Here is an 18,177-nt window from a genome sequence, read left to right as displayed (position 1 = left end):
AAAACTGCGGGCAACCTGTGCGTCGTGTGGGGTATCGGCATTGGCCCATACACCCATGCGGGAATATTTTTCGGCGATAGTAATCAGCGTACCCAGATCTCCGCTGAGTTCGGGTTTTTTGGTGCGGATTTGGCCGTTATAGACATGACCCGCGGTACCATTGATGGAAATCCAGTCGCCTTCCTTGAGTACCTGATTGCCGATCGTGAGCGTGCGGTCTTTATAACTAATGTGCAATTCGCCTGCGCCGGAGACACAGCATTTGCCCATACCGCGGGCAACTACCGCTGCGTGAGAAGTCATACCACCGTGAGTGGTGAGAATGCCTTTGGCGAGGTTCATGCCTTTGATATCTTCGGGAGAGGTTTCTATTCTGACCAGAATGACCGACTCCCCTCTTTCAGCCCATTCTTCGACATCTTCAGCAAAGAAGACAATCTGCCCTGTAGCTGCGCCCGGAGAGGCGGGAAGGCCTCTGGCGATAACAGTAGCGGTTGCCAGTGCTTCCGGGTCAAATATCGGGTGGAGGAGTTCGTCAATTTTGGCGGGTTCTATTCTCAGAATGGCTGTTTTTTCGTCTATAAAACCTTCGCGGAGCATATCCATGGCGATTTTCACCATTGCCGCGCCTGTGCGTTTGCCGGTACGGGTTTGAAGGAGCCAGAGTTTTCCCTGTTGAATGGTAAACTCAATATCCTGCATTTCGAGGTAGTGTTCTTCGAGCCGGAGGCGAATTTCGTCGAGTTCGTGGAATACGTCGGGCATCACTTCTTCCAGTGATGGATAGTTGGCAGCTCTTTCGGCTTCGCTGACATGGGCGAGTTTTGCCCAGCGTACAGACCCTTCCAGGGTGATTTGCTGCGGGGTACGTGTACCCGCCACAACGTCTTCGCCCTGTGCATTGATGAGGTATTCGCCGACAAAACGATTTTCGCCGGTTGCAGGGTCGCGGGTAAATGCCACACCGGTTGCAGAATCATTACCGGTATTTCCAAAAACCATTGCCTGAACATTGACTGCTGTGCCCCAGGCTTCGGAAAATCCGTTGAGCTTGCGGTAAGTAATCGCACGTTGGTTCATCCAACTGTCAAAAACGGCCGTAATGGCGCCCCAAAGCTGATCCCATGGATCGGTAGGGAATTCCTGGCCGGTGTGGCTTTGTATAGCATTAAGAAAACGAGAGGATAATTCTTTCAGGTCAGAAACGGTAAGTTCCGTATCAAGCGTAACGCCCTTTTCTGATTTCAGATCAGTTATAATTACTTCAAAAGGATCTTCATCTTCTTTGTTCTGTGGTTTCAGGCCCATGACCACGTCTCCGTACATTTGGATAAACCGGCGGTAAGAGTCCCATGCCGCTCTTTCATTGTTCATCTTCTTCGCAAGCCCTTCCACCACTTCGGCATTCAGTCCGAGGTTCAGTACGGTATCCATCATACCTGGCATCGACACTCTTGCGCCTGATCTGACGGAGAGAAGAAGGGGGTTTTCTTTACTTCCAAACCGGGTACCTACGATAGTTTCTGTTTCGCTCACGGCGGCGGCTACCTGTTCTCTCAGCAGGGCAATTAGTTTTTCCTTACCGATGGAATAATAGTCGTTACAGGCTTCAGTCGTTATCGTAAATCCGGGAGGTACAGGAATTCCGATCAGATTCATTTCTGCAAGGTTTGCACCTTTGCCGCCCAGCAATTCTTTCATTCTGGCATTACCTTCAGCGTGTTTGTCGCCAAATGTGTAAACATACTTTAACTTTTCCACGGGATGATTCTTTAAGTTGGCACGAGATAACCAAGTATTTCGTACCAAAGCTAGAATCCACGAAGAAGGATGCAGATGATATTAGGCGCTGAGGTAAATGCTTTTTATCACCTTCCCATGCCTGTGTACCAAAGTGCGATCTGCAGGGCAAACAGGAGAATCAAACCTGTCAGGAATAGGTAAAATGCGATTTTCCAGATGCGGGTTTTCCATGGTTTGCGTTTCCTTTTTTGGCGGCTGAAGGCACTTCTCCATAGATAGATCAGTATGAAAAGGCCTGCAATCAGCGCTGGTTTTACATAAGGAAGCAGGTCGAAAATTTTGGAAATGACGGCCATTCTCGATTCGAGAACCCATACGCAGGCGTCTTCATATTCTTTTCCGTTTCTTTTTCCCGTAACTTTTATCTGGTTATTGCCGGGCTCAAGGGTGATTTCCTCCCAGACAAACACGCCATTTTCTCCTGTGGTCGTACCTACCGATTTTCCATTGACCCAGAGGGTTACCTCATCGGTATTGGCATAGACTTTTACCGGAGTTTTTTTGTCGTTTCGGAGCGTATATCTTCTGGAAGTAATGTACAGCACAGGTTCTTCTGACCAGTTGGCTTTGTATAGATAAAAAGCGTCTTTTTTGACCTTTCGGTCGTAAGTTACAAGTCCTTTATCGTTTCGCCCGGGGTGGTCTCCTTCTCTTCGGAAGTCGGCACTAAAGTCAAACATGTTCCACAAAAAGGTTCCCCATACATAAGGCCGCTCTTTAAATGCCTTGTAATGCGCTTCGTGGTAATAGTTTTGCCACTCTTCGGGGTGCGGCGAGCCAAATGGATTGGGCCGGCCGGGATCAATTTCGTGCTGGTAAATACTTGCTCCTGCACCGTATTCGCTGATTCCGATTGACCAGGATGGGTATTTTGCGTGAGTTTTGTCCAGCCACTCCCCTATTTTCTCCGGATCGTTGTAATACCATCCGAAGTATTTATTCCACGCAATCACATCCGTAATATCGTGGATCGGCTCTTCTGTATCAAGCATGCTGGCAGCCGTTGTGATGCGGGTGGGATCTTCTTTATGGGCCAGATTGTTGAGCTTTTTCACCAGATCGACCGGACTTGCATCTTTCGGGTTTTGGATTTCGTTGAAAATACCCCAGAAACAGATAGAAGGGTGGTTGTAGTTCTGCCGAATCAATTCGGTAAGCTGCTGCATGGCATTGGCGTGAAACTCCTCAGAGTTGATATATCCGTTGTTTGAACGGCCAAAGCCCGGCATTCCGACAAAAGGTATTTCCGCCCAGATGACCAGCCCTGCCGTATCGGAAAGGCTGTACATTTCTTCCGCCTGCTGATAGTGCGCGAGGCGAATGGTATTTGCCCCCAACTCCATGATCAGATCCACATCTTCTTTGTGATCTGCTGTTGAAAGTGCAGATCCCATATCTTCCTTGTCCTGATGCCGGCATACCCCTCGCAGCGGATAGGGAATTCCATTCAGGAAAAAACCTTCACTGGGGGTAACGTGAAAATAGCGAAGTCCCAGAGGTTCGGACAATTCCTCAATGACCTGATTCATTCGATACATCTGAACCCTTACCCGATAGAGATAAGGATCTTTGCGACCTTTCCATAGGTGCGGTTTGTCAATATGTAGCGATTGGACCATGGTCTGGTTTCCTGGCTCACAGCGATACACTGAGTCTGCCGTGAGGACAATATTTCCTTCTGCATCAAATACTGTCGAACGAAATAAAACCAGTGCAGCCTGTTCTTCTCCGTGGGAAATAATAGCCGAAAGCTCTATTTCAGCGTGGTGCTCAGATACGAGTTTTTGTTTGAGGTAAATCCCTGATGAGCCATAGTCGAGCGGTGAAATACAGGTTTTGCTGGTGACCAGCAGGGATACCGGACGGTAGATTCCTCCATACAGGTTAAAATCCCCAGCCAGCGGGAGTATTTCTTCGGTGATTGCATTGCTGGCAATTACTTCGATATTATTTTCCTCTCCAAAACGGATAAAATCGGTGATCTCGTAGCAGAAAGCCGAATATCCGCCTTTGTGTTCGCCCAGAAGATTGCCGTTAAATGAAACCCGGGCACTGCTCATGACTCCTTCAAACCGTATAAATACGCGCTTTCCCTGCCAGTTTGGTTCTGCAACCAATGTTCTGACATAACGACCCTCGCCCCTATAATAGGGAATTCCGGCCTGAGCGTCTTTTGCATTCCACGTATGGGGAAGGGTTACCTGGCCCTCAATTTTATTTCCGGTTACATCTGCGCCGCTAAATTGCCATTGATCTGAAAGGGTGATTTCCTGGCGGGATTGTGCGAGGGTCGCAACCATTCCGGCGAGGAGGTAAAAAAACATTAGGTACAACTGTTTCATGACAATGAATTAAGGCGTCGGGGCAAATTAAGAAAAACCGGGGATTTATGTGTATTATATCTAAATCCTTGTTAATCATTCATTTCTGTCCGTACAGCTAATAACTTAACGTATTAACGTAATCGTCCCCGCCCGCTCAAATTTTTTGCCTGTATTAAAAGTGCCTCTTACTACATAGGTGTAAACGCCTTCCGGTGCCGGATTTCCATTTTGCGTATGGCCATTCCACCCCTGATCCAGTGCCGGAATCGTAGCGATCATTTCTCCCCACCGGTTGAATATCATGCCGTGGAGTTCGACAATTCCTTCCCCGCCAAAATAAAATATATCGTTGTTGCCGTCATCATTGGGAGTAAAAGCATTGGGGAAAAATATGGCTCCGTCAGGGAGAATTTCGATGGTAAGGGAATAGGTCGTCGGACAAACCCAATATTCGTTGTATGCCGTAAGTGTGATCGTGTAAATGCCCGGGTCGGCGTAAGTGAATAATGGATTCTCTTTGTCTGACATTCCCTGGAAAACGCCGAAGTCCCATTCGTAGCCTGCCGCTCCCTGTGACCGGTTGATCATCTGCAAGGGCTGTTGGGAAAATGTAATGGGTTGATCTGTGGGGGGAGATGTAACAAAGTCGGGAATAGCGGGTGGTGTATTTCCCACAAAAACAGAGAGTGAATCCATACATCCCAGCGCGTCTGTAACCCAGGCGGTGTAGGTTCCTCCGAAAATATTATTTGCTTCCGGACCGTCAAGCCCGGGTATCCCATCCCACCGGAAATTGTAAGGCATGGTTCCTCCGATTGCGGTTACTGCTGCAAAGCCATTGTCCCAATCGCAAAATGCATCTGAGGTGGAAACCAATCCCAGCAACAGGGTGTCGGGCTGTGAAATAGTAAGCGAGCTGGTATCTGTACACCCGAGCGAATCGGTGATGAGGATAGAATAGATTCCGGCAGATAGATTTGAGACAGAGGGAACAGACGCCAGCGAAGGGTCATTCCATACTATTGTATGTGGCAGATTTCCTCCTGAAATGGCTGCGGTGAGACTGCCGTCATTTCCGCTATGGCAACTCACATCTTCTCCTGAAAGCATAACCACCAGCGTATCTGGTTCGGAAATCGCGATCTGACTGATCTGCTGGGTACAGCCGTTATCATCCGTGAGCAATATATCATAATTGCCGGGAGAAAGGCTGTCAAACAGGCTGTCCGCAACGCTTATACCACCGTTTAACTGAAATCCATAAGGCTTTATTCCTCCTGAAGGCGAAACGCTGATCCTGCCGTTATCTTCACCAAAACAGCGCACATCTGTTTGTGAAATCAGGCTGAGAACAAGCAATGGCGGCTCTGTAACCGTATCAGAAACTGCGGCAAGGCATCCCTGCGAATCCACAACGGTGAAGGCATAATTGCCGGAAGGTAAATTCGCGAACAGCGAATCGGCCTGTGGGCTGCCATTGTTTACCGAATAAATATACGGCTGCGTACCGCCAGAGACGGTTAACCGGATACTGCCTGTGCTGTCGCCAAAACAGGCGACAGGAATATTGTCAAAAATATCAGCCACCAGCGTGTCGGGCTGGCTGATGACTACGGAAACTGTATCGGTACAGGCATTGTCGTCGCGTATCACTACCTGATAATTACCGGCAGCGAGGCTGTCAAACACAGGCGAATTGCCAAATCCTGCGCCGTCTATTTCATAAGTGTAAAGTCCTGTTCCGCCGGAAACCCCTATGCTAAACCATCCGGTTTCATTTCCCCAACAATCAACAGTCGTCAGCGAATCAATGACCCCGGCCAGTAAATCTGGTTGGGAGATGGCCGTATCTGCCATTGCTACACATCCGCTGTCGTCGGACATGACGATTTGATACACGCCTGCGGGCAGACCTGAAAAGACGGAGTCGCTTTGCGCTATTCCTCCATTCAGGGTAAAAGCATACGGTTTTACGCCCCCTGCTGCGTGGAGCGCAATGGTCGAACTGCTGTCATTAAAACAGAGAATATCGCTGACACTTGCAATAGAAAAATTGAGCGGCTGGGGTTGTGTGATATAATAGGGAATGGGCACAAGACATCCGTTGGCGTCGTATCCGAGTAGGGTATCGGAAGAAGCGGGCAGACTGCTGAGCGGCTGTGTGAGCGGGAAAAAATTTATGCCGTCGGCAGTATATTGATAAGGGCCCGTACCGCCGATGGCTTTGAAGGTGAGCATTCCCGTGCTGTCGCCAAAACAACTGACATTGTTTTGCTGGTCGATACCGATGGCAAGCCCGGTGGGCGTGGTGATCAGGGTATCCACGGTAGCCAGACAGCCATTGTCGTCGAGTACACTCAGGGTATAAAACCCTGCATAGAGCGAATCAAATACCGGCTGATTCTGGAATGGAAATGCGTTGATCGCATATTGAAAAGGAGCTGTCCCGCCTGATCCGGCAACGCCTAAAACTCCGGTATTATTCCCAAAACAATCGACATCCTGCCGCTGGTTAACCGAAGCAACCAGCAGCGTTGGTTCGGTAATCGTTACGATCTGGCTGTCGGTACAACTGCTGTCATCCCTGACGACGAAGGTATAACTGCCCGCTGCCAGTCCGGTAAATGCAGGACTGCTGCTGAACGTGCCGCCACTCAGCGAAAATTCCCAGGGAGCCGTTCCGCCAGCAACAGACAGTGTCGCCGAACCGGTATTATTCCCAAAACAATCAACCATAGAAAGCGCCGGATTCTGGAAAGTAAGTTGGGGAGGCTGGGTAATCTGAACGGGAAATGTTGCCACACATCCGCTGTCATCCTGAATGCTGACGGGGTATATTCCCGCTGCCAGTCCGCTGTAAATCGTATCGTTGGAAAATGGCCCATTCGACAAGGCAAACTGATAGCCGGCAATACCTCCGGAGGCGCTGACGGCAAATACGCCCGTAGCATTTCCAAAACAATTTACATTGGAGATTACCTGTGAATTCAAAGAAAGGGGTGCCGGTTGGGTAATGATAAAGGTCGTGGTACTGATACAGTTTAATCCGTCTCTGATCCAGGCGGTATAAGTGCCCGCGGTCAAACCCGTAAAAGACGCACCCGGTTGGAAAACGGTTCCGTCAAGCGAATAGCTGTATCCGCCCGTTCCGCCGCTTCCGTTTAGGAAAACTTTGCCCGTATTACCGCCATAGCAGGCTACAGATATGGTTTGGGTAACTGCTACATTCAGCACCGGATTTTGAGTAATGGTAATCACCACCGTGTCCAGGCAGTTGTTGGCATCGCGGACAAAGCAGTTGTAAGTACCGGCTGCGAGGTTGTTGTAGGTGGGAGAATTCTGAAAAGGTGAGCCATTTACAGAAAACTGGTAGGGGGTTGTGCCACCTGTAGCCTGAACCTGAAACGAGCCTGTGCTGGCACCTCCGCAATTGACATTCTGTTGTTGCAGGAGGGAGATATTTAGGGCAGGGGGTTCTGTGATGGAGAAATTGATCGTGGTATCGCAGCCATTTCCATCCAGGACCGTGAGTGTATATGTTCCCGGAGAAAGCCCGGAAAGAAGATTCTGGTTAGCATTTGTGCTGGCAGTTTGGAGGGTAGTTCCGGTTCCGTTTTTCCAGGTGAAAGTATAAGGTGCGACGCTGGAAATAGTAGCCAGCGCCGAACCGTTGTTGTTTCCATTGCAGGAAACATTTGTAATATTGAGTGAGGGAGCGGCCTGTGGCAATACGACAATACTATCGGTCACGGTATCGCAGGGAGTAAAGACGGTAACCCCATAAGTGCCTGGCAGGGTGATGGTAACGGTGGAGTCCGTACTTCCATCAAACCACAGATAGGAAGATTCCGGTGTGGAGGCATTCAGGATAAGGCTGCTTCCATTGCAAAGGAATGTCTGAGGAGGGAGAATGTCTGTTATTGGAGGTCGAATAGAAATATTGATGGTATCATAGCGAATGACGCAGCCGTCGGTAACCTGCACGGTATAAGTGGCAGGTCCTTGTGGTGACACTACAGGGTTTTGGATAAAGGGATCGCTGAGGTTGGCAGTGGGAGCCCAGATGTAGGTATCACCTGCGCCGGCATCGAGCTGGAGGGCGGAGCCGGGGCAAATGGCCGTATCGCGGAGCGACTGATAGAATGAGACGAAATCGAGGCAGAATGCCTGTTCGTTGGTAAAGGAGCCGGTAGCGGCAGTAAATCCCCAGTAAACCATGGGGTTGTTGTTGAAGGTACTTTGGATGATATTTCCGGAGTAGGTAATTCGCAGTAAGCAGTCAAAATATGCCCTGAGGATCATGGAATCAGCGTTCCAGGTGACGCGGAAGTCGTGGTAGTTGCAGTCTTCGACATTGGGTGTGGCGCCGGAGATGGGAACAGGGCCTGCGAGGTTATTGGCATTGTTGTGGGCGATGCTGCCGTTGCGGAGCACGGCCATGTGGTCATAGGTAGGGTCGTTGAGGTCGGTATTTTGCCAGGTATCGAGTTCGATGGCGATAGAGGGAGAGATGCCGGCGTAGCCGAGTCCCCCCCCGGCGGAGCCGACGGATGTGCTGACCCTTTGGAGGACGAAGGCCATGCCATCGGCGCCATTGGCATCATTGCAGCCCAGTTTGACCTGAAAGAGCAGGTCGAAGGACTGGGAAATATTCACCTGATTTAGGTACCATACAGAGGCATTCTGGAATGTGCCAGGGGTTGTGAGACGAAAACAATCTCCGCCGAGGTTTAAGGCTGTGCCATTGAGGGCATATTGGGCGGACATATTCATCCAAAACCACATGGCCAGCCATACAAAAGCAATAGAACGTCGGCTTATCCTTTTCATAGTTGAATCAAAAATCATACGGAAAATTCGGGAAATATATGGTGGGATACAAAACATGTATTTTATTGTGAAATCATTGTCAAATCATATTTTTTTGGTAAAATTGTTTACCTTTCCATTTCTCAGAACTCTTATATCTGGATAACTATGCCTAAATGTGATGCAGCCTCTCTGCTGCAAGAGATTACAAACTATTCAGCTTCGGTTTCTACTTCAGTTTCAGCTTATCGGAGGTTAATGGATTGTTATTATTCAGAAGGAGTAAAATCTCTTTTACAAAAGGGGTGTCCGGAAGAAGATGCAAAAGATATATGTTCAGATTTTTTTCTAAGACTATGGAAAAAATACACACAGGAAGGCGGCTGGAAGGTCAGAGACTTTGATGGATTGTTTTTCACAAGCCTGAAGCGCGACTGGTTTCGTTTGGCCCGAAAACAAAATTCTGAAACAGATTTTCCTCCCAGCTATGATGAAAATGAGGAAATGGAAGATAATAGCGAAATGGAAAGTATGGTCAGAAAACTAAACCGTGCATTGACTAATTTAAAAAAGGAAAGCCTGATTTGCTATAAAATCCTTACCTTATTTTATATGGAAGGGAGAAAAATGGCTGAAATTGCAATTGCGATGGACTATGAGTCGGCAGATGGCGCAAAAACTCAAAAAAATAGGTGTATTAAGCGGCTGAGGGGTGTTTTTGTTTCAATCAGAGAATAATTTTTTTAAAAAATGGAACATTATCAGGAAGACCTCGACCGCCTGTTTCGCGGTGAAATGCCCAAAGCAGAACGAGAACAGTTTTTGAAACGAATGGAAACTGACAGCGAACTGGCTGAGGCCTTCCGGTTTCAGGAGACCATGATTCTCGCATTAGCAGATCAGGTTGCCCGGGAAAATTATGAAAAATCCAAAACGGAGCCTGCTGCTCAAAACAAGCGACTGCGAAATTTTCCCCGCCTGTATATTTATTTCGCTGCGGCTTCGGTTGTGTTTATCGGGGTATCATTTTTTGTGAAATTCTTATTTTCCAACTCTCAATTTCCGGATGGGATAAACTATGAACTTCGCCCGATGACTGAGGTAAAGGGCGACGGCGCTGAAGGATTAATCGCACATCCCGAATCTATGGGAGATTTTCAGCAGAATCTGCGTTTTCTTGTGAAAGAAGCCGATTCTGATTCGCTCCTCACCCTCGATTCCGGCCCCATATCCAAGTCAGAAACCGTACGCAGATATTATGCGGGGGTAAACTATCTGTATGCGCCTGCACCAACCAAAGATTTGGAAAAGGCGGAAAAATATTTGCTGAATGTGGCCCGACATGGAGAAGAAATGAATGACCGGCTGCCTGCCTGGCTGCAACTTTCTGTGCTCTACCACGAAAAAGGTGATCAGGATCGGGCCATTCAGGCACTCCGGGAAGTAACCCGCGATAGCTCCAATCCTGAAAATAAATATTACAGGCTCGCGCTTAAAAATCTGGATATTCTTTCACCCTAACCCTGGCGTCTTCTCCTGAAAAAAAACATCGCCAGCAGTACCCCCATAACCAGGCCCACCAATATATACCCGTACAAGCGTGAAGACGACAGGCTGATCGGTGCGTGGTCACCGATAGTCACCATGGCAGCCCAGTAAAAGGGATGATTGTTTCCCTGGCTGCGAACATACTGCATCTGTGCCTGCTTTAATGCCAGATCGCGGTCTGACCCTTTTTTCAGATTTTCGAAGTAGTCTTCCATAAGTACGCCGGCTGCTGCGTCTTCCACCTGCCAAAGGCTCATCATCACCGAATGCGCCCCGGCAAATGTAAATGCACGGTCGAGGCTGAGAATTCCCTCCCCTGAAACACTTTTTCCCACTCCCGTTTCACATGCGTCGAGGATAATCTGCTGGTTGGGGAAATCTGATTCGTATATTATCTGAGCCGTAAGCGAATCTGCCGCCGAAAAAAGGATACTGGAAAATGCGGGATCGCTGGCATCTGCTTTTCCATGTGTGGAAATATGGCAGATTTTAAATTGCGCCCCTTTGTCCAGAAAAACTTCCATCAGATGCCCGGGCGATTTGGGTGAGGTATATGCACGCGAAGAATAACCGAGGTGATTTTTAACCGTCCGCACCGTTTTTCGCGAATATTCAAGTTCGTTTTCCACCGGCCAGGGTGCAAATCCGGCATAGTTGGCGATAAACTGCGTATCGCTTTTTCTTTTGGATTCGCGAAATGCGATGGCTGCGGAGTACTGATAGTTGATAGTAATTTTTTCGTCCATGACCACATACTCCCACGGTGAAAGGGTTTCTTCATTTGCGGGAGGAAGGGATGAAAGGAAGGTATTGAAATTGAGGTAGTTGAGCTTTCCATCCCGTACGATATGCAGTCGCCAGGGCTGGTCGGAGAGGTTTTTTAATATATCTGTCGCTGGCTGGAGGATCTCGGTGTAAAGCTTATGAGCGGGAATAGCAATATGGTTGTATTTCCAGTCTTTCCCGGCATTGTCTGCCGGAAGCAAAACGCCGGAGACGCTCATACGGAAATTTTCAATCAGCGAATCAGGTACTCCGCAGGTACTGAAAGTAACCACTGTATCCGGTGTAATGAGAAATGCGTAAATGGCTTCTCCCGTTGACAGATACTCCAGCATGGCTTCATTTTTTTTCAGCAGTTTTTGCTGTACAGTTGGGATAGTAATGTCATTTTTCCCGAAACGCAATTCGTAGTAATCGGGAAAGGTCTGCTGATAGTATTTCTCCAGATTGTTCCAGGCGGCTTCTGTCGAGGCGAGTGCTGCAACGACCGGGGCATTTTCTCCCAGATTTTCTCCTGCCTGTTTTCGGGTAAAAATCTCCGTTTCCAACCTGCGGCGGTTTTCTGCAAGAATCCTTTCCCGGATAATAGAATCTGCCGGAACCTTGCCGAAGCGTTCGACTTCCCCTCTTTGGATCCCATAAAACAAAAGATTGTATTTATTGGCTTCGGAGTATTTCCATGCTTCCTGATGGTAAAATTCTGCCCGTTCGGGTTCCAGTTCGGCGAGAAGGAAAGCCACATGTACTGCATTTTCATATAAAGCGGAGGCGGAATCGGCGAGACTGAATTCAGTCTCTTCCTTTGCAAAAAAATTGATCTGAAGAAGTGAATCAACAATGGAAAGTGCCAGTTCGCTGGTATGGAGCACGTGTTTGAGGTCATTTACAATCTCAAACGCAAGTCCTCCGGTGGCGATGGTGGCCTGGCAGGGTTGAGTGTTGAGTCTGTCAAAACAGTCCTCCGCCATATATCGGGCCTTGAGGTAAAGCGCCTCTACAGACCGGAGGTCGTGGAGAATTTCGGAGGCAGAGGGGTTGATATCCAATGAGCTTTCATGGGAGTAGTTGACCGATTGTTTCGCAATCGCCCGCCGGATATGGGTCATAGCTTGAGGTTTATTACCGAGGGCATACCAGGTACGGGCGAGCTGGAGATGCGTCAGCACATCCGACCGGTCGGAACTTTCACCGATTTGGCGGGTGATGTCGAGCGATTGTTCAAACCACTTTATGGCTTCCTCTATTTTTTTCCGCTTCCGGTTGATGATGCCGAGGTTGTAGGTATCTGTTTCGGCTGAAGCTGCATTTCCTGTCTCAGCCGCTAAGTTAAACGCCTGATGATAGTAATATTCTGCAGAATCTAAGTTTCCCAGGTGTTCGTGGAAGTTCCCCACCTTACTAAGGTACAAAGGATATAATAATGCACTGGCAGGATTGGCTGAGATGAGTTGGCTTAGGGTACTTTTGGTGTTTTCCAGGTACTGCCCTGCTTTTTGAGTTTTCCCGGCTTTAAGGTATAATATGGAAAGAAGATGTTGGGTTGTCCAATCCTCATGAAACAAAACCAGCTGAAGTACTTGTCTGTTTTTTTCGTTTTTCGTAGTGTCTATGAGGGCGTTTAACCTGTTTTTTTCCTTTTGAAGCAGGCTATCCATTGTAACACCTACTTCTAGCGCTTTGTTTATCCTGCCAGTTTCTGCCATTACAGGTATTGTGTTTGCATAAATTAATAGCTGATCGGGGTAGTTGTCGGAACTGTATTTATCCAGCGTATCCTGTACGGGCAGCAGGTATTTGTGCAGCGCATATTCGTACTGTTCTCTTTCAGAATATAAAGCTGCGATCTGAATCATGGCCCGGGTATAGACTTTCCATACTTTGGCTTTGAGCGATGCATCAGCAATCTCCTGAAACCGTACAAAAGCCGAATCATAATTGTTTTCGAATAGAAGTTGTCCTGCATCAGTAATCTGTTTTATGAGGCTGTCAGTGACTGCTGGGTTTACCTCAACTGTTGAATTTTCTGACACAGGATCATTTTTCCCACAACTGAGAAAGGTCGCTGAGAAAATAGCCATGCTCAAAAAACACCAAATAGTGGCTGCGGTTGGTATCAACCGGAAGTGCGGATATCTCATTTTTTACAAAACTTAGGTTTGGCGGGTTAATTTTTTTTGAAGTGGTGTTTACCTTTTGGCAAACCCATACTCTTCTTTATATAACATAAAAAAGGAATTTTTTATTATAAACCGTTCTTTTTTGCCATCCCATGTGAAATGCATGCAACTATTGCATGTGGTGGTTTCTGAAAGCGCTTTCTGATCCTTTGCGGCCCTTAGGGGCGCAGTATTCATTTTTCAAAATTTAACAATTACTAAAATGAACTTCGTAAACTCTTTCCGTCAGGAGGGGGCTGGGTCAGATTTTGCCTTACGCTCCGCCATCCGTCCGCTGTTGCTGGTTGTCATTGCCATTATCGTTGTTCCTCAATTGGTACAGGCCCGTGGGGTTGTAATTAAGATTGATGATATCCAGGCCAAGATTTCCCATCCCGATTCTTCGGTAGTCATTGCTCCGAATCCGGTCTATGACTATGTGGAAATCACGGCAGGTGCAATGGCCAACATCAGCCATCTGGATATTGTGAGTTCCTCCGGCACGCTGGTATTTTCCACTTCGGTAAACGGCTCCGGCACCTTTGAAACAGATCTGGCGCCCGGGGTGTATTATTTCCGCATCCAGACCAATTTTGAACTGATCGTAGAGACAGTGGTCATATCGGAAGATTTATAATCATTCTCCGACCTTCAGTTCCATCGCCTTTTTGATAAACCAGACCCGGCCCGTGAGGGGCTGGGTTTTTTTTATGGTTTCGAGAAATTTGTTGCGATCTTTTTTTGTTTCGATTTTCAGTAGTTGCTTGAAAATTTTTACACGGTTGGCGTAAGTATCTTTATCCAGCCTGGGGATATTATTGGCCTGCCGCAGTCGCTGGGAGAGGGTATGGAGTTCGTCGGGAATGCGGGGGATCCCGGTTTTGGTTTCGTACATAGCCTGTATGATCAGAAACTGGAGGTTGATACCATAAAACGGATCAGACAGAAGTAAGCCTGCATAAACCGACTCAAATTCTCCCTTATAAAACGAAATCGCTGCTTTATTGATCTCATAGGCATTCTCCCGAACCCCATCATCGAGAAAAGGTTTAAAATCCTCCAGAAAAGCTTCGGCTTTTTGGATATAGGAATCTTTTTCCGCATTATCATCGCAGAAATAGGTATAGTTGAGGTACAGGGAGATGACTGTCCGGTACATCTGCGGGCCGATCCGCTGCGGGCCTTTGGAAAAGCTATTTTCCACAATATCGATCAACACATCAAAGTCCTGTTTTTGCTCAAAGTGTTTGGAGCGGCGGGTAAAAAAATTAAATACCAGGCGAGAGAGTGCAGTGTATGAACTTTCGGAGAAAACGGGCTTCAGTTCGCGTAGCTTGATATGGGTTTGGTAAGACGATTCGGGTAGGTTCTCTTCTTTAAAGGGTATTTGTTTGTAGAGTTCATACACCTGCCGATAGACGATAAAAGGCGAGCGGGGGTCTTCGTTTTCCGGTTTTTGGGTAGCCCATTTAAGCAGGGGCGCAAGCATTTTGGTGGGATCGATATTTTGCGAAAACAGAAGCAGTGCGACTTCAAGTACTTCGGATTTGATGCTGTGTGTCCAATGGCTGGCGACTTCTTCGGCGAGGTCTTCATTTTTGCGGAGTTTGTTGGGGAAAATATTGAGATGGGCCTGAAGGAGGTTGGTTCGGTGAAATTTTTCGCGATAATATTCGGCACCTCTCACGGGGTCTTTTTCGAGGCGGTTGTTGACTTTCGTGTTATAAATCTGAAAGAGATCTTTGTCGCCGCGGGACTGTATTTCTTCGAGCAGGGCGGTATCGCGTATATGCGACTGGCTGCGGAAGGCGGCACACGCGAGAAAATCTTCGATTTCCTCCTGAAGCTCTCCCCGGAGATGGTCCATTCTTTTTTCGAGCGGGTTGCCGTTTTTTCCGGTGATTTCTCCGATTTTATCCCAGGATTGTTTCTCTTTCCATGCGAGGAAGAGCGTCACCATATCCTGCTGTTTGTTTTCCATACGGGCGAGGAGGCAGGCATCAAACTCACGCTGTTCCTTGGGTGAGAGGAGCGCGTAAATCTTTTCGAAGAGGTAGATTTTGGCGGTGTCGGGCATTGGGGTGGAATAGGTAAAAGAATACTTGCTTAAGGTAGTATTTTATTTAAAACCCGGCAACAGGAACAAGCACCACATAAATAATGCCCAAAATGCAGGATCGAAGCCTTATGAATGACTTCGCGAGATAATGATGTGGGAGGTTGGGGAGATAATATTCTGGTACGGCTATATGATTCAAGTCATATTTGTTTCACTCTATCATTTACCCGCCAAAACAGTAGTTATGAAACAAGTTACTTTTTTATTAAGAAGTGCACTACTCCTTTTGTATTTAGCTTTATTAATGTCTCGCTTAAATGCACAGGAGCCAGATGCCAGACAATCCCGGACATATGACCGGAATTCCCTTACAGTTGTCATGGCAAATTTTCCGGATTTGGACAAGCGCGCTGCTTTGAATTGCGAGCCGATCAGTGTTCCAGTAAAGTACGACGCTCATATTATCAAAGATCAGATATTTCCAGTAAACTTTAGCCGAAACACTTACGAAATTCCCCAGAAAGAATCTTCTGAAACCTTAAACAAAATAGGCGCTTTCCGAAAGCTAAAAAAATCCGTACAGGATAATCCTGCCAAAATTGATACACAGCAAGTCAGGGAACAATTTAATCAATGGCTAATGGACAATAAGGTGGGAAATCAGATCATTGCCAAATGGTTTGATCGCACAGAAGATGGTGTATTCATTGTGGATGGGACTTTTAGGGAGAGGGCGCTGTATAATGTCAATGATATGCAGGTCATCAACTCCAAAGGTACAGTACGAGGCAATACGGCTTTGATGGATGACGCAGATAAACTGGTAAATCTTACCTACGTTCTTGTTTTGGACATAGCCCGGATGGAATCAATGAATAATTATTACACACGAAGAGAGACCAGCGCATCCTCCCGCACGAAGGTCGGGTACCGAGCAGATGTCCGGGTTCATTTATTCAAACTCGATTTTGGAGATTCTGTTCAAAGTATATTCTGGAATGATTTGTGGGTCGAATCAAATGACGATAGTAAACTGATCGCTTCACGCAAAGAAGCATTTGATAATATGTCATTCCCGTTCAGGTATGAAAGAAGTTATGAATTTAGTGCAGAGGGAGTGCAGGACAAAAATCCACCCCAGAAGACAGGCGGAGTAATAAATGCGATTGCGCGCGCTTCTTTCTCTGCCAAAAGCGATGATGAACTGTTTGCCTCATGCATGAATAATGTAATGAATAAAATATTAAGCGGTCTGGAGGGAAAGGGGAGTAATGAGAATTTTGGTATTGCAGGTAACATTTTAAAGACAGATCCAATCAGTGTAAAACTGGGCACCAAAGAAGGAATTAAAGTGGATAATCGATTTTTTGTGATGGAAGACCGCCAAAATGCCAAAGGTGAGTTATACTCCAAACGAGTAGGAGTAGTGAGAGTTTATGAAATTGGGGATAATGCGAAAGTGGCAGATGGCAACATTCTTTCAGGCACTTCGGTATTTTATCAGATTCAGGGCAAAAAACCCTATGAAGGAATGTTTCTGAGAGAGAATAATGGATTTGGGGCAAATGTAAGTATAGGAATGGAGAGAGGACTGATTGGGGGAATGTCTGGATTTTCGGTCAGAGGAGAGTTCAACTTATCTCAGGGCATATCTTCAGGAAAACCCGGGCACTCAATTCATGGGCTTTGGCTTTATGGAAGTGTGGTATTTGACATGAACTCCAAAACCAGAAAGGATATTGAAAACACGACGCCTATTTTGATACAAACCATTTATCCAGGCCCCAATGAGACAGACTTTATCCGTTGGTCGGGTGGATTTATGCTGGAAAGATATTTTGCCCGTAATTTCCATTATAGTGGTATGGTCGGGTATGCTCAGGAAAATACCAGTAACCTGGCAGGTGCATTATATAACCTGTATTTACAGCAGCATATGGCGGAAGCTGGTGGCCGACTGGGTTTCAGTCTGCATCCCAATATGCAAATCGAAGCGGGAGTTGTGGCACGTATGGCCATTAGCAAGCCTCGAATCAACGGAGAGGATGTCGATAAAGCAATAAAACTCAGTTCCTCTTACGGAGATATCTTCACCGGTCGGGGTATTGGTATCAGCACTTTTGTGGGAATGAAGATTACTCTTTAAAGTATTACATACAACCTGAAATAATTGAAACTAATCATAAAAAACATGCGAACATTATTTATCACCTTCTTACTCATATTCGCCTCTGCAGAACTATTTGCACAGAAGATGCAACTTGCAGGATATACTCCTGATAACTACGAAGTAGAATGCGCCAGTATCGCAAACCAGGGCGCAAAAATGCTCAAAATCTGGGGTTATGGCAGGAAGCCTGATCTGGCAATCATCCAAGCTAAACGCAATGCAGTTCATTCAATGATATTCAAAGGTGCATTTGCGGGCGTATGTACCATAAACCCTCTTGTTAAAAGTGCGGAACTTGCCGAGCAGAATAAAGAATACTTTGACGAATTCTTCGATGAAGGCGGCACCTATTTGCAATATGTTGCAGTAAGTGGTGGTGCGGCACAGGACATTGTGAGAGTAAAAGATCGGGGCCGAAAAGTATATAAAGCTTCGATTGTCGTTCTTGTACAGTACGACGTACTCCGAACCCGTCTGGAAAAAGACATCAAGCTTCCCTCACTGACAACTGGATTTTAAATTCTA

The 18,177-nt window shown here is 46.9% G+C and carries 10 protein-coding genes; 5 read left to right on the top strand and 5 right to left on the bottom strand.

The window, feature by feature from the left end; genetic code table 11:
* From R3D00_31540 to R3D00_31530, 3 genes are all read right to left on the bottom strand, one after another.
* On the bottom strand, positions 1-1,761 hold a 1,761-nt coding region (locus R3D00_31540), incomplete at its 3' end, for a PEP/pyruvate-binding domain-containing protein (protein ID MEZ4777750.1).
* A gap of 107 nt (positions 1,762-1,868) precedes the next feature.
* Entirely contained in the window at positions 1,869-4,145 is a 2,277-nt protein-coding gene (locus tag R3D00_31535; protein ID MEZ4777749.1) for a glycoside hydrolase family 2 TIM barrel-domain containing protein, read from the bottom strand.
* Positions 4,146-4,250: 105 nt separating this feature from the next.
* On the bottom strand, positions 4,251-8,957 hold the full coding sequence (locus R3D00_31530) for a gliding motility-associated C-terminal domain-containing protein (GenBank protein ID MEZ4777748.1): 4,707 nt from the start codon (positions 8,955-8,957) through the stop codon (positions 4,251-4,253).
* Between the two features lie 147 nt (positions 8,958-9,104).
* Here R3D00_31530 and R3D00_31525 point away from each other — a divergent pair, with 147 nt between their 5' ends.
* Positions 9,105-9,674, top strand: coding sequence for a sigma-70 family RNA polymerase sigma factor (locus R3D00_31525; protein ID MEZ4777747.1), 570 nt, complete (start codon positions 9,105-9,107; stop codon positions 9,672-9,674).
* A gap of 12 nt (positions 9,675-9,686) precedes the next feature.
* Positions 9,687-10,457, top strand: coding sequence for a hypothetical protein (locus R3D00_31520; GenBank protein MEZ4777746.1), 771 nt, complete (start codon positions 9,687-9,689; stop codon positions 10,455-10,457).
* Here R3D00_31520 and R3D00_31515 read toward each other — a convergent pair.
* The gene (locus R3D00_31515) at positions 10,454-13,345 is read right to left on the bottom strand and encodes a CHAT domain-containing tetratricopeptide repeat protein (protein MEZ4777745.1); all 2,892 of its coding nucleotides are present in this window, start codon (positions 13,343-13,345) and stop codon (positions 10,454-10,456) included. The genes R3D00_31520 and R3D00_31515 overlap by 4 nt on opposite strands.
* Before the next feature lie 301 nt (positions 13,346-13,646).
* On the opposite strand from R3D00_31515, the gene R3D00_31510 reads away from it, so the two are divergent.
* Positions 13,647-14,060, top strand: coding sequence for a T9SS type A sorting domain-containing protein (locus tag R3D00_31510; GenBank protein ID MEZ4777744.1), 414 nt, complete (start codon positions 13,647-13,649; stop codon positions 14,058-14,060).
* Here the strand turns inward: R3D00_31510 and R3D00_31505 are convergent, their stop codons facing one another.
* Positions 14,061-15,500: a hypothetical protein gene (locus R3D00_31505; GenBank protein MEZ4777743.1), complete on the bottom strand. Its 1,440-nt coding sequence runs from the start codon at positions 15,498-15,500 to the stop codon at positions 14,061-14,063.
* A 286-nt stretch (positions 15,501-15,786) separates the two neighbouring features.
* Between R3D00_31505 and R3D00_31500 the strand changes: the two genes are divergently transcribed.
* Together R3D00_31500 and R3D00_31495 are read left to right on the top strand one after the other, a co-directional pair.
* Entirely contained in the window at positions 15,787-17,628 is a 1,842-nt protein-coding gene (locus R3D00_31500; GenBank protein MEZ4777742.1) for a hypothetical protein, read from the top strand.
* Between the two features lie 45 nt (positions 17,629-17,673).
* Entirely contained in the window at positions 17,674-18,171 is a 498-nt protein-coding gene (locus R3D00_31495) for a hypothetical protein (GenBank protein ID MEZ4777741.1), read from the top strand.
* Positions 18,172-18,177 lie beyond the last annotated feature (6 nt).

Source organism: Bacteroidia bacterium, from assembly GCA_041391665.1.
Classification (GTDB): Bacteria; Bacteroidota; Bacteroidia; order J057; family J057; genus JAGQVA01.
This window is presented reverse-complemented; position numbering and strand designations above follow the sequence as displayed.

Bases quoted from the DNA above. Each gene is read 5' to 3' on its own strand.
- R3D00_31535 (MEZ4777749.1), bottom strand. From the start codon at position 4,145: ATGAAACAGTTGTACCTAATGTTTTTTTACCTCCTCGCCGGAATGGTT.
- R3D00_31530 (MEZ4777748.1), bottom strand. From the start codon at position 8,957: ATGAAAAGGATAAGCCGACGTTCTATTGCTTTTGTATGGCTGGCCATG.
- R3D00_31525 (MEZ4777747.1), top strand. From the start codon at position 9,105: ATGCCTAAATGTGATGCAGCCTCTCTGCTGCAAGAGATTACAAACTAT.
- R3D00_31520 (MEZ4777746.1), top strand. From the start codon at position 9,687: ATGGAACATTATCAGGAAGACCTCGACCGCCTGTTTCGCGGTGAAATG.
- R3D00_31515 (MEZ4777745.1), bottom strand. From the start codon at position 13,345: ATGGCTATTTTCTCAGCGACCTTTCTCAGTTGTGGGAAAAATGATCCT.
- R3D00_31510 (MEZ4777744.1), top strand. From the start codon at position 13,647: ATGAACTTCGTAAACTCTTTCCGTCAGGAGGGGGCTGGGTCAGATTTT.
- R3D00_31505 (MEZ4777743.1), bottom strand. From the start codon at position 15,500: ATGCCCGACACCGCCAAAATCTACCTCTTCGAAAAGATTTACGCGCTC.
- R3D00_31500 (MEZ4777742.1), top strand. From the start codon at position 15,787: ATGTCTCGCTTAAATGCACAGGAGCCAGATGCCAGACAATCCCGGACA.
- R3D00_31495 (MEZ4777741.1), top strand. From the start codon at position 17,674: ATGCGAACATTATTTATCACCTTCTTACTCATATTCGCCTCTGCAGAA.